We start from the raw sequence: 12,590 nt of genomic DNA, 5'->3' as shown, positions 1-12,590 counted from the left end.
TTCAAGATAAAATTTGTTCTAATTCACGAACAAGTTCCTTACCAAAATCAATATACTTTTTGGGAATATCTCCATCTCTATCTTTAGGTTCCGCGAATTGATCAAAGCCTGCAGCTGCCACCCCTACTCCTGCTTCATCATCTACTGCTTCTTGATAGACATGATTCAGGATAAAGGGTTTACCAAGTTGAACAACGACACCTCTCGTATCCAGTTCTCCATCAACTGGTGTAAAGGGGACTCTTAAAAATTGATAGCCCTCATCATTCGCCATTTTAAAATCAAAATATCCTTGATCATAATCCCAGCCACCACCAATTGAATACCCAATTGGTTTTAATGCTTCTTCCAATTTATATAAAGAATATTGCTTACCTTCTATTTTTGTCGGGATCTCATACATACTCTGCCTACACTCCTTCTTGTTTTTCATAGTTTCCCTAAAGAACGCTTAGCATATTCTAAAAAAATAAAAACCTCCCTTAAGGAGGTTTTCATTTACTTTAATCGGTTTTCTAATTCTATTTTCTTCGCTTCATACCCTGGCTTGCCCAATAGCGCAAACATGTTTACCTTATAAGCTTCAACACCAGGTTGATCAAATGGGTTTACCCCTAATAAATATCCACTGATGGCACATGCTTTTTCAAAGAAATATACTAGATATCCAAATGTATAAGCATCCATTGCCGGAATTTCTACAATTAAATTAGGTACATTGCCATCCGTATGTGCTAACAATGTTCCTTCAAATGCTTTGTTGTTTACGAAATCAATCGTTTTTCCAGCAAGATAATTTAAACCATCCAAATCCTTATCTTCTTTTTCGATAACTATTTCATGTCTAGCTTTCTTTACTTTAATTACTGTTTCAAATAAGTCACGACGTCCTTCTTGAACATATTGACCTAATGAGTGTAAATCAGTAGAGAAATTCGCTGAAGCAGGGAAGATACCTTTTTGATCTTTCCCTTCACTTTCTCCAAATAATTGCTTCCACCATTCAGAGAAATATTGCAAACCAGGCTCATAATTAATAAGCATTTCAATTGTTTTTCCTTTATTATAAAGAATATTTCGAACTGCAGCGTATTGATAAGCAGGATTCTCTTTCAATTCCTCTTGAGCAAAGTCACTGCTAGCTTTAGCTGCACCTTCCATCATTTCTTGAATATTTACTCCACTGACAGCTATCGGTAATAATCCTACTGCAGTTAGAACTGAATATCTTCCACCAACATCGTCAGGAATAACAAATGTTTCATATCCTTCTTCATTTGCTAATGTCTTTAAAGCACCCTTAGCTTTATCTGTCGTTGCATAAATACGTTTTTTAGCTTCTTCTTCCCCATATTTCTCCTTTAACAACTTACTAAAAATACGGAAAGCAATAGCTGGTTCAGTAGTCGTACCGGATTTTGAGATGACATTAATTGAAAAATCCTTACCGTCTAATAATTCAATTACATCTGTCATATATGTTGAACTAATATTATTCCCAACAAATAAAATTTGCGGAGATTGACGTTTTTCTTTTGGTAACAGATTATTAAAGCTATGATTTAACATTTCAATAGCTGCACGTGCACCTAAATAGGAGCCTCCAATACCAATTACTAAAAGGATGTCTGAATCATTTTTTATTTTATTTGAGGCAGTTAAAATGCGGTTAAATTCCTCTTTATCATATTCAGTAGGTAGATTTATCCATCCCAAGAAATCATTACCTGCCCCAGATTTTTCATGTAAAGAACGATGGGCAGCCTTAACAGCTGAATCTAAATATGTAAGTTCATGCTCACCAAAAAAGCTTAGTGCCTTTGAATAATCAAAACGAATGTGTGTCAAGGTTAATTCCTCCATTTCATGTTCTACTTTATCACTTTATCCAAAGAAATCATTTTTTTCAAGCTTCCACACTTACAGATTGACCAGTTGCATAATATTTATGTATTTACATCATTCTATAAATGTACGAAATCTTTTCTCAATGGCTTGTCAGATCCAAAGGCTATTTTCGTATAGTTTATTTTATAAAAGCACTTTTCAGCTTTTGTACCATAAGGGAAGTGATTTTTATGAAGTATTGCAGCTCTTTTTTCAGTGATAGAGGGAGTCAGCAATTTTTTGGCCGATATTTATTAGTTAAAAACTTTACTTAAATAGCAACAATGTTTGAGAAAAGACCCTATCCAAAAAGGAAAGGAGGGAGAAAAAAATGAGTACTACTCAACGTATTGCATTAATTCTCACTATTATTGGGGCTATTAACTGGGGGCTCATTGGCTTTTTCCAATTTAATTTAGTAGCTGCTATTTTTGGTGATAATACGATTTTGTCACGTATCATATATGGATTAGTTGGTATTGCTGGACTTATTAATTTAGGATTGCTATTTAAACCGAATGAGGAAGTAGAGCGTTCACCTGAGGCAAGAACAACAAAATAAGTAAATGAAGAAGTATGTAAGAGGTGGATCAAACAAAAAATATACTTTGTTTAACCCACCTCTTTTTTTAGTATTATTTCTTTCAACGAAATGATGAAACTTTATTATGTCTTATGATAAATTAAACCCAGCCTCTAAATTTCGATGCCTCAGCAGCATAACGAAGTCCAACCATATATGCAGCTAATCGCATATCCACTTTCCGTGTTTCAGAAGTATGATAAACATTATTAAAGGCATCCACTAGTTTATCACGAAGCTTATCATTCACTTCATCTTCTGACCAATAATAACCTTGGTTATTTTGAACCCATTCGAAATAAGAAACAGTGACTCCTCCAGAGCTTGCAAGTACATCTGGTACAAGGAGAATGCCTCTTTCAGTTAAGATTTTCGTTGCTTCTGTTGTTGTTGGTCCGTTAGCTGCTTCAACGACTATAGAAGCTTTGATATTTCCTGCATTCTCTGATGTAATTTGATTTGAAATGGCTGCAGGAACTAAAATATCACAATCCAATTCTAATAATTCCTTATTCGTTATTGTATTCTCAAATAATGTAGTAACTGTACCAAAGCTGTCACGACGATCAAGTAAATAATCGATATCTAAACCATCAGGATCATGAAGTGCACCATACGCATCAGAAATTCCAATTACTTTTGCACCTTCTTCATGCAAAAATTTTGCTAAGAAACTTCCTGCATTTCCGAAACCTTGGATGACGATACGAGCCCCTTTAAGGCTAAAACCTTTCTTTTTCGCTGCCTCTTCAATACAAATAGTAACTCCCTGAGCAGTTGCCTTTTCACGACCTTCAGACCCTCCAAGAACAATTGGCTTTCCTGTTATAAACCCTGGGGAATCATTTTCACGTAAACGGCTGTATTCATCCATCATCCAAGCCATTATTTGTGAATTGGTATAAACATCAGGTGCAGGAATATCTTTAGTCGGGCCTACGATTTGACTAATCGCTCGAACATAACCGCGGCTTAACCGCTCAATTTCTCCCATTGACATTGTTCTAGGATCACAAATAATCCCACCTTTACCACCACCATATGGAAGACCCACGATTCCACATTTTATCGTCATCCACATTGATAAGGCTCTTACTTCATCTTCATCCACCTCTGGGTGAAAACGAACACCACCCTTTGTAGGGCCTACAGCATCATTATGCTGTGCACGGTAGCCAGTAAATACCTTTACTGTTCCATCATCCATTCGAATTGGCATTCTAACCGTAAGCATGCGTAATGGTTCTTTTAATAGTTCATACATTTCTTCATTAAAACCCAACTTAGTTAGTGCTTCTTTTATGACATCCTGTGTCGATGTAAATAGATTTAGATTTTCCATCAATATTTCGCCTCTTTATTTAATAATCGTGTGACAGTACTAAGAAAAATACTCAAAATAAATTAAGAGAGAACTTTTTTAATCCGTTCAATAGCCCAATCTAATTCTTCTTGACTTATTACCAATGGTGGAGCAAAGCGTATTACGTTTTCGTGTGTTTCTTTACATAATAACCCTTCCGCTTTAAGGGCCTCACAATATTTTCTTGCTGGTTCAGTTAAAACAACTCCGATAAACAGTCCCTTACCACGAATTTCTTGAATAATCGGATTTTTAATCCCCCTTAATTGTTTCATAAAGTACTCTCCAAGTTCAAGAGATTTTTCACTTAATTGTTCATCAATTAGTACATCAAGTGCCGCAATGGATACCGCACATGCCATTGGATTTCCACCAAAAGTAGAACCATGTGAACCCGGATTAAATACACCTAAAATATCTTTATTTGCTACAACACATGAAATAGGGAATACTCCTCCACCAAGTGCCTTTCCTAAAATATATACATCAGGTATGACGTCCTCCCAATCACATGCAAACATTTTACCAGAACGTGCTAATCCCGATTGAATTTCATCAGCAATAAATAATACATTATTTTCTTTACAAAGCTCATAAGCTGCTTTTAGAAAACCTTCTGGTGGGATAACAATTCCCGCTTCCCCTTGTATCGGCTCAATAATAAATGCCGCTGTATTTGGTGTAATTATTGATTTAAGCGCATCGATATCACCATATGGAACAAGTTTAATTCCTGGCAGCATCGGACCGAATCCTCTCTTATACTCTTCTTCAGAAGATAGCGATACAGCAGTCATTGTTCGTCCATGAAAGTTTCCTTCGCAACCGATGATTTCTGCTTGGTTTTCAGCAACGCCTTTATGATCATATGCCCAACGTCTTGCAGCTTTGATTGCTGTCTCCACTGCTTCTGCACCCGTATTCATCGGAAGGGCCATATCTTTATTAGTCAATTGGCAAACTTTTTCAAACCAAGGCCCTAGTTGATCATTATGGAAAGCGCGTGATGTTAATGTCACTCGATCTGCTTGTTGCTTTAATGCTTCAATAATTTTTGGATGCCGGTGCCCTTGATTAACAGCAGAATAAGCACTTAACATATCCATATATTTGTTACCCTCAGGATCCTTCACCCAAACTCCTTCTGCTTCAGAAATTACAACTGGTAGTGGATGATAATTATGCGCTCCGAAACGATCCGTTTGTTCAATAATTTGTTCTGATTTTGTAACCATGAAAATTCCTCCATCCCTCTAAGAAAAATTAAGTTATCTAAAATGCAATGGGTTCACGCCGTTTAATAGCCGTCCCTAAAACAAGCTTATTTTTTTATCTAATCACAACATTACAGATGTCGTTTAGTATAAGCCAGTTCCATCTATTTGTTTAAAACAAGTGCAAAAAAAATTTGCACTAAGAAAACCCTTACATATATAATAATGCAAAAAGATATTGCATTTTTCAAGAGTTTTTTATATTTTCTTTATAGTTTTTAAGGAGGGGGACATGATGCAGATAAATATCGAGAACGACATGTATAAGAAAATTCTTGACTTATTAGATGTTGGTATCCATGTTATCAATGAAACAGGTAAAACGACTATATATAATAAAAAAATGATGGAAATTGAAGGAACTGAGATCGAAGATGTATTAGATAAAAATATTCTTGAAGTCTTTCAATTTTATCAAGGAGAAGCTAGTACTTTATTAAAGGTTTTACATACAGGAAGGGCAATTCTAAATACCCATCAAACCTATTTTAATCACAAAGGACATGAGATAAAAACAGTAAACAATACCTATCCATTAACTTTTAATAATCAAATCGTTGGTGCTGTGGAAATTGTTCGTGATGTAACATACCTTGATCGAATGATGAAGAAAAGCATACAACGGAAACAAATAGGATCTACCACCTTTGAAAGCCTATCCGATAAACAATTTTATCCACATAAAGTTCTTGAAACTGGACAAAAAGTTGCTACAACATCGTCGTCAATTTTTATAATTGGTGAAGCAGGTACCGGAAAACGTACATTAACTGAATGTATTCATCATGAGGTAAATCAAGATTCAAAGCCTTATTTTATTCATAATTGCACATCTTTATTAGATAACTATGTTGAACAAGCAATTCTCGAATCCATTCATCAGTTGGAAAATGCCGATGGGGGAACATTGGTTATAGAGGACATTCAAAACTTATCTCCTACCAGTCAATTAAAACTGCTAAATTTTTTAAACAATGCAAGAAACTATAAAATTATTTGCACGACTAATGAGGATCCTATAGATCTGATAGTAAAAGGTCAGTTAAATAAAAAGTTTTATTATCTTCTTAGTGAATTAACAATTTTTATCCCTCCAATACGTGAAAGAAAAAATTCTATTCAAGAACTAGCCTTGTTTTTCATAGAAAAATATAACAGGATCTATCAAGTCAATTTAAAGACAGTCTCAGAAGAAGTGTTTCAAGCATTTATTGATTACGATTGGCCAGGAAATTTGAGAGAGCTGGATCATATTATCGAACGTTCAATGAAAATTATTGATAGTGAGGATACACTCCTATTTCAGCACCTTCCTATGAAATTTAAAAATCGCATTTCACAGGATCATCAATTTCTTATTAACAAAAATCAAGAAATTAAGCCACTGGAAGAGTATATGCAAGAAGCGGAAAAATATTATATTCAAAAAGGATTACAGTATCATAAATTCAATATTACTAAAACTGCCCAAACACTTAAGATGAGTAGACAGAACCTACAATATCGGATGAGGAAATATGGAATAAAAAAACCTTAGCAAAAATAAAAAAACTCTAGCACCTTGATTCAACAAATATAACTGGAGCACTCTAATAATAAATTATCTGAGTGCTCCACTTTTTTGTATATTATTTCTTAATTAAATCTGATTGATTAATCCACTCTTGAAGCTTATCTTTAAGAGTATTGAAGCCTTCAGTAGGTTCTTCACTAATAACATTAGCTTGGCGACGGCGAGCTGGTTTTTTCTCTTGCTTTGGAGCTTCCTCTGTCGCACGAATAGATAAACTGATTTTTCCGCTCTCTTCGTCAACAGTAAGAACTTTTACTTTCACTTCATCTCCAATTTTTAAATGTTCATTGATATCTTTTACATAACCATGCTTTATTTCAGAAATATGAACTAATCCTTGAGTTTCTTCATCAAGTGCGATGAATGCACCATAAGGCTGGATTCCAGCCACTTTTCCAGTTAATACGCTACCTACTTCATAATTTGTTGTCATAGAAACACTCCTATTTTTATATTTATTTTTCTCCTATATATACGCAATAAAAAATTATACCACAATTGAAAAGATGACGCAAAAATAACAAATTACCATTCAATCACAAAAGTTTCATAAATCGGAAATACCTGATTTTATTAATATTGTGATACAATATACTGAGAAATACGGAAGCAGATAAATGATGAAGCTGGACAGAGCAGAACCAACTTAACATTAATGACTAAATGAAAGTTTCTATAAAATAAAGTGGATAATGGAGGGATTTTGATGGCTTCCTTTGCTCAAAATTTAAAATTTTACCGTGAACAAAAAAATTTATCACAGGAAGAACTAGCATTGAAAGCAAGATTAGGGGCAAAAATTATTGAAAAATATGAAAATGGGGAGCAAATTCCAACTACTCAAACCATTTTAAAATTATCTACTGTTTTAGACGTACCTGCATCAGTTTTGACAACTGATACAAAAGAATAATATTTTTTATTATTTATGTTTAAAAAGTTGGAAATCTGGAAATCCTTTATAACACAAGGCTTTCTGTGTAGCATTGATAGAAAATTTTCATCAATGTTAACACACTAGTATTCCCCCTTTTTATTTTTATTTTGACGAGAGTAAATGCTCGTCCTTTTTTTTGCAAAAAATTTGTAATAGGAGTGAATTAAATGTCCATCACAGTATCAAAAATGAAGAGAAATATTGATGGAATAGATCTCTATTATGAAGAATATATCAACGAAAAGGCAAAAGATACTTTCGTCCTCATACACGGTTTTCTTTCGTCTACATTTAGCTATAGAAGATTAATCCCCCTTTTAGCAGAAAGCTATAATATTATTTCTGTCGATCTACCACCATTTGGCCAAAGTGGAAAACACTACTTATATCAATATTCCTATAGAAATATGGCCCATTCAGTTCTTCATTTAATCAAGTCACTTGATTATTCACGCATATATATTATTGGCCATTCAATGGGAGGACAAATCGCACTACATATGATGAAGCAAAAGCCTGATATGATCAATAAAGGAATTCTTCTTTGCAGTTCGGGATATTTAAAGCCGGTGAAACCCTCTTTAAAACTGCTAAGTCACCTACCGTTTTTCCACCACTTTGTCAGGTACTATTTAGAAAAATCCGGTGTTCAAAAGAATGTTGAAAATGTAGTCTATGATCACGCTATGATTGATGCGGAAATGTTAAGAGGATATGAGGAACCTTTTACCGATAAAAATATATTCAAAGGACTAGCGAAAATGGTTAGGGATCATGAAGGAGATCTACTATCGGATGATTTACAAAACATCCAAATTCCCTGCCTCCTTATATGGGGTGAACAAGATCGAGTCGTACCTTTGGCCATTGGAGAAAAACTATCCAAAGATCTCCCCAATGCTCAACTTGTTATTTTAAAGAACACTGGCCACTTAATTCCAGAAGAGAAGCCAAATGTAGTCTTTACTTATATTCAACATTTTGTTAAACAAGCTTAGTATCTCTTGCACTGAACTATAGATCACAGGATTCACGTATCAAAGTTCCAGCCATTTTTTCTCACTTAGGGATCCGTTACACAAAAGCAAACTCATAGATGGATCTCCACTATGTCGTGCACAGCTTGATGGACATTAACCATTTCTGTTTCATATGACCCTTAACCGGCGGATCCTAATTGTGTAATACCTCTCTGAATTTTACATTCATTTCTCTATTGCATCTTCACACCTTATCTCTTTATGTTCTAGTCACATTATAATAACATATTGGTAGGCTTTCTTCTTAACATGATTGTTGCTTAAAATCTTATTTCAAGAAATCAAAGCCTTAAAGAAGATAATAGGATGGTGATTTAGATGGCTATTTTTGATCAATTAATTGAACGAAAAGGAACCTCTTCCGTTAAATGGGATCAGATGAAATCTGTTTTTGGTAAAGAAGATCTACTACCAATGTGGGTAGCAGACATGGATTTCAAGCCACCAGAAGCGGTTACTCAAGCCTTACAGAAAAGACTCAGCCATGAAATTTTTGGTTATACTTCCATTCCGGACAGTACAGGTGAAGCAATACGTGAATGGATGAAAAAACGTCATGATTGGGAAATTGAAGCAGACTGGATTTTGTATAATCATGGCGTTGTACCATCTTTAGGACTTGCCATTTTAGCTTTTACTGAGCCAGGTGATCACATTCTCTTGCAATCGCCTGTTTATACACCATTTTTTACAATGATCGAAGCAAATGACCGAAAAGTGACGAACTGTCCATTACATTTAGTCAACAATAGATATGAGATTGATTTTGAGCAATTCGAAGAGACATTAAAAAATAATCATGTAAAACTGTTTTTCTTATGCAACCCACATAATCCTAGTGGACGGGTCTGGAAACGTGAAGAACTAAAAAAAATAGCTGAACTGTGCCAGAAATACCATGTGCTTATTCTCTCAGACGAAATCCATTCTGACCTAGTAGGTGCTCCAAACAAACATTTTCCGATCGCATCTATTGATGCATCCTATCGTGAGTTTGTTATCACTTGTATCGCACCCACAAAAACATTTAATTTAGCTGGACTACAAGCTTCAAGCTTAATTGTTCCAAATCCTACATTACGAAAGAAAATCGAAACCATTCAACATCAACAAGGATTTCACACTTTGAATGCTTTTGGAATTATCGGAATGGAAGCTGCCTATAAATATGGTGAGGATTGGCTAAATCAGCTTCTATTCTACATAAAAGAAAATGTTCATCTCGTCAAAGAAACGGTCGAAGCTGAATTGCCAGCAGTAAAAGTGATGGAGCCTGAAGGTGGTTATTTAATATGGATCGATTGTCGAGATACCGGTTTATCTGATGAGGAACTAAAAACACGTCTAATTGAAAAAGGACGTCTTGCTTTAGAGCCAGGGAAGAAATACGGCCCTGGTGGAGAAGGTTTTTTAAGAATGAATGTAGGTTGTTCAAGGGAAACGGTTAAAGAGGGAATTGCTCGATTCATAAAAGCATTGAGTTGATGAACGAATCTGGAGGCAATATTCCATCAAAGTAGGGGATTGCCTCCCTTTAACTATTTTTTTATTACACCACAAGCGATTCTATCCCCTGCATTACCTGCTGGTTGGGACTTTCCATCATCTTTCATTTGATGAATAACAATGGACGTCCCCTCTTTTTTCAATAAGGAGTTTTTTCCATTATGAAGTGTTATTTGATCGGACAGTATTTCTGTACTAACTTTTCCATCAGTCTTAACTGTGATATTTGGTAAGTCACCAGCGTGAGCTCCTTTATTATTAAGGAGGCCATGCTCCTTATTCATTGGATTAAAATGCCCCCCAGCAGAAGTAAAGTCAGGTGCAGTACAACTCCCTATTTCATGAATATGGATGGCATGCTCTCCCGGAGATATTCCCTTTAAATCCATTTGAAGCTTTACACCCTTGGAACTCTCTTGTAAATGGATCATTCCAATCGTCTCACCGGAAGTATTTTTCATTTCAACATCTGCCTCTATCGGATTACCTAGTGTACCCGTACTCAAAAATACAGTTGTAAATAGAACTGAAAGCAACTTCATCCAAAAAACCTCCAATATTTATTAGCCAAGGCTCTTTTCTATTAGACTAACTCGAATTCATCACTTCGATTCAACTTTATCTATATGAAAAGCTCTTTTCTCAAACATTGTTGCTATATTTAGGTAAAATTATAACTAATAAATAGCAACTGAGGATCGCTACACGTCTCATTTTACTGAGAAAACTTTCATGATCTTTCGCTCTCAACCCAGAATGAAAATGGGTTCTCTGTCCCATAATGTAGATACCACAAACAGTGAGTATATGACGTAGCTCTTATTGGTGGTCTTACCCTGTTGAGAAAACTGTTGGAATGAATTTGGTGCACAACCCATTGTTAGCTCTCTCAATTTCGAGAGATGACTACGAACAGAAAAATGTTTAATTTCAAATTCATTCCACTGTTTGTGGAATATTTTCAGAAGGTGGAGTGAAATGGAAACATTGCACAAACGATGTGCAGGCCTAGATGTTCATTCGGAAACAATAGTTGCCTGTGTCATTCTTGGAGAATCAGAAACTGACTTGATTAAGGAGACTGAAACATTTCCTACTTTGACGAAGGATCTGTTTCATCTTCTTAAATGGCTTGAGGAGAAGGAAGTAACCCACATCGCAATGGAAAGTACAGGCGTCTACTGGAAACCTGTATACAATATCTTGAGGATTTTTTTGATATTACTTTGGCAAATGCTCAAAGGATTAAAATGTCCCTGGAAGGAAAACAGATGTTTCGGATGCTGAATGGATTGCTAAATTATTAAGACATGGCTTAATAGAGAAAAGTTTTGTCCTCCCGAAGACTTTCGAAATTTGAGAGATTTGACTCATGCCTCAGAAAAAAATGGATTGGACACATGACATCCGAAAAAAACCGAATCCAAAAGGTACTAGAGTCCTCAAACATCAAATTAAGCACAGTTATTTCAGATATATTTGGAGTATCAGGACGAAAACTATTGGAACAACTCATGAATGAAGGTTATATCGATCAAGAAGATGTCGAACAAAAGATACATGGAAGAATGGCCCATAAAAAGCAATTGATTACCGACTCACTATTTGGAACATTAAATGATCACCAGCTATTTCTTATTAAGCAATCTTGATGCACATTGTTAATTTAGAAGAATTAATATCAGATATCGAGAAAAGAATCGACGTCATTTTATCCAACTATCAGGAGGAAGTACAGCTTCTGGTTACAATGCCGGGAATTAAGAAAGACACGGCAGCTGTTATCATTGCGGAAATAGGAGTAGATATGGGACAATTTCCAACCTCCAAACATCTTGCATCATGGGCAGGATTGTCGCCCGGAAATCACGAAAGTGCTGGAAGGAAAAAACACTAAAACGGTTAAAGGAAATCCTCATATTAAATCTGCATTGTGTGAGGCTGCGTGGGCTGTTTCAAGAAGTCGGAATCAAAGATTAGGAATCAAATATTGGTCACTAGCTGCAAGAAGGGGAAAGAAAAAAGCACTCGTTGCCATCGGACATCGAATGCTAACTATTGTCTATCATATGCTTCAGAATAAGGAACCCTACCATGAGTCAACTTAAATTAGCATTATAGACAAACAACAGAAAAGTTAAACGAGAAACCGAAAAATTCGGTAGCTCTGCTTTCCTATTGCCCAAATTAAATTATTTATAGCTTGCACAATTTTAATCAAGTTTAAACTTAATAAATTATTCTTAAAGGCGGAGTTTTATTTTCACAGAAAAGAGCTACAATCTCCATAAGAACTGCTAGAATCCTTTATTGGGGGTAAAAGCCGGTAGTTGGGCTTTTACAAAAGCAGCAAACGATACGAAATCAGCTATTAGAAAAAAAGCTATGGTCCATAAACATTGTAGCCATGAAAGTCTCTTTCTATTA

The 12,590-nt window shown here is 35.3% G+C and carries 11 protein-coding genes and 1 pseudogene; 6 read left to right on the top strand and 6 right to left on the bottom strand.

Annotation, left to right across the window (positions count from 1 at the left end; translation table 11 throughout):
• Window position 1 precedes the first annotated feature (1 nt).
• Window positions 2-403 carry a YugN-like family protein gene (locus I5818_RS07405; protein WP_058002750.1) on the bottom strand — a complete coding sequence of 134 codons (402 nt, stop codon included), beginning with the start codon at window positions 401-403 and terminating at the stop codon, window positions 2-4.
• A 95-nt stretch (window positions 404-498) separates the two neighbouring features.
• Window positions 499-1,848: a glucose-6-phosphate isomerase gene (locus I5818_RS07400; RefSeq protein WP_071976447.1), complete on the bottom strand. Its 1,350-nt coding sequence runs from the start codon at window positions 1,846-1,848 to the stop codon at window positions 499-501.
• Window positions 1,849-2,218: 370 nt separating this feature from the next.
• Here I5818_RS07400 and I5818_RS07395 point away from each other — a divergent pair, with 370 nt between their 5' ends.
• Window positions 2,219-2,449 carry a DUF378 domain-containing protein gene (locus tag I5818_RS07395; protein WP_071976448.1) on the top strand — a complete coding sequence of 77 codons (231 nt, stop codon included), beginning with the start codon at window positions 2,219-2,221 and terminating at the stop codon, window positions 2,447-2,449.
• A gap of 121 nt (window positions 2,450-2,570) precedes the next feature.
• On the opposite strand, the gene I5818_RS07390 is transcribed toward I5818_RS07395, so the two are convergent.
• Complete coding sequence (locus I5818_RS07390; protein WP_058002753.1) at window positions 2,571-3,815, bottom strand: Glu/Leu/Phe/Val family dehydrogenase; 1,245 nt, start codon at window positions 3,813-3,815, stop codon at window positions 2,571-2,573.
• Between the two features lie 59 nt (window positions 3,816-3,874).
• A complete protein-coding gene (locus tag I5818_RS07385; protein ID WP_058002754.1) occupies window positions 3,875-5,068 on the bottom strand; it encodes an ornithine--oxo-acid transaminase in 1,194 nt (397 codons plus the stop codon).
• A 271-nt stretch (window positions 5,069-5,339) separates the two neighbouring features.
• Between I5818_RS07385 and I5818_RS07380 the strand changes: the two genes are divergently transcribed.
• The gene (locus I5818_RS07380; RefSeq protein WP_209391881.1) at window positions 5,340-6,644 is read left to right on the top strand and encodes a sigma 54-interacting transcriptional regulator; all 1,305 of its coding nucleotides are present in this window, start codon (window positions 5,340-5,342) and stop codon (window positions 6,642-6,644) included.
• Window positions 6,645-6,735: 91 nt separating this feature from the next.
• On the opposite strand, the gene yugI is transcribed toward I5818_RS07380, so the two are convergent.
• Window positions 6,736-7,113, bottom strand: a complete 378-nt coding sequence (yugI, locus tag I5818_RS07375) for a S1 domain-containing post-transcriptional regulator GSP13 (RefSeq protein ID WP_058002756.1) — start codon at window positions 7,111-7,113, stop codon at window positions 6,736-6,738.
• Window positions 7,114-7,386: 273 nt separating this feature from the next.
• Here yugI and I5818_RS07370 point away from each other — a divergent pair, with 273 nt between their 5' ends.
• The 3 genes from I5818_RS07370 (at window position 7,387) to I5818_RS07360 (ending at window position 10,142) form a co-directional block, all read left to right on the top strand.
• Window positions 7,387-7,593, top strand: a complete 207-nt coding sequence (locus tag I5818_RS07370; protein WP_058002757.1) for a helix-turn-helix domain-containing protein — start codon at window positions 7,387-7,389, stop codon at window positions 7,591-7,593.
• A 191-nt stretch (window positions 7,594-7,784) separates the two neighbouring features.
• Window positions 7,785-8,615: an alpha/beta fold hydrolase gene (locus tag I5818_RS07365; RefSeq protein ID WP_071976450.1), complete on the top strand. Its 831-nt coding sequence runs from the start codon at window positions 7,785-7,787 to the stop codon at window positions 8,613-8,615.
• Window positions 8,616-8,975: 360 nt separating this feature from the next.
• A complete protein-coding gene (locus tag I5818_RS07360; RefSeq protein WP_071976451.1) occupies window positions 8,976-10,142 on the top strand; it encodes a MalY/PatB family protein in 1,167 nt (388 codons plus the stop codon).
• A 53-nt stretch (window positions 10,143-10,195) separates the two neighbouring features.
• On the opposite strand, the gene I5818_RS07355 is transcribed toward I5818_RS07360, so the two are convergent.
• Complete coding sequence (locus I5818_RS07355) at window positions 10,196-10,705, bottom strand: superoxide dismutase family protein (RefSeq protein ID WP_071976452.1); 510 nt, start codon at window positions 10,703-10,705, stop codon at window positions 10,196-10,198.
• A gap of 436 nt (window positions 10,706-11,141) precedes the next feature.
• Between I5818_RS07355 and I5818_RS07350 the strand changes: the two are divergent.
• Window positions 11,142-12,271: pseudogene (locus tag I5818_RS07350) on the top strand (IS110 family RNA-guided transposase).
• Window positions 12,272-12,590: the final 319 nt, after the last annotated feature.

It is taken from the genome of Heyndrickxia oleronia (assembly GCF_017809215.1).
Lineage (GTDB): Bacteria > Bacillota > Bacilli > Bacillales > Bacillaceae_C > Heyndrickxia > Heyndrickxia oleronia.
This window is presented reverse-complemented; position numbering and strand designations above follow the sequence as displayed.

Excerpts from the sequence above, each read along its gene's own strand:
- I5818_RS07405 (WP_058002750.1), bottom strand. The coding sequence starts at position 403 with ATGTATGAGATCCCGACAAAAATAGAAGGTAAGCAATATTCTTTATAT.
- I5818_RS07395 (WP_071976448.1), top strand. The coding sequence starts at position 2,219 with ATGAGTACTACTCAACGTATTGCATTAATTCTCACTATTATTGGGGCT.
- I5818_RS07385 (WP_058002754.1), bottom strand. The coding sequence starts at position 5,068 with ATGGTTACAAAATCAGAACAAATTATTGAACAAACGGATCGTTTCGGA.
- I5818_RS07380 (WP_209391881.1), top strand. The coding sequence starts at position 5,340 with ATGATGCAGATAAATATCGAGAACGACATGTATAAGAAAATTCTTGAC.
- yugI (WP_058002756.1), bottom strand. The coding sequence starts at position 7,113 with ATGACAACAAATTATGAAGTAGGTAGCGTATTAACTGGAAAAGTGGCT.
- I5818_RS07370 (WP_058002757.1), top strand. The coding sequence starts at position 7,387 with ATGGCTTCCTTTGCTCAAAATTTAAAATTTTACCGTGAACAAAAAAAT.
- I5818_RS07365 (WP_071976450.1), top strand. The coding sequence starts at position 7,785 with ATGTCCATCACAGTATCAAAAATGAAGAGAAATATTGATGGAATAGAT.
- I5818_RS07360 (WP_071976451.1), top strand. The coding sequence starts at position 8,976 with ATGGCTATTTTTGATCAATTAATTGAACGAAAAGGAACCTCTTCCGTT.
- I5818_RS07355 (WP_071976452.1), bottom strand. The coding sequence starts at position 10,705 with ATGAAGTTGCTTTCAGTTCTATTTACAACTGTATTTTTGAGTACGGGT.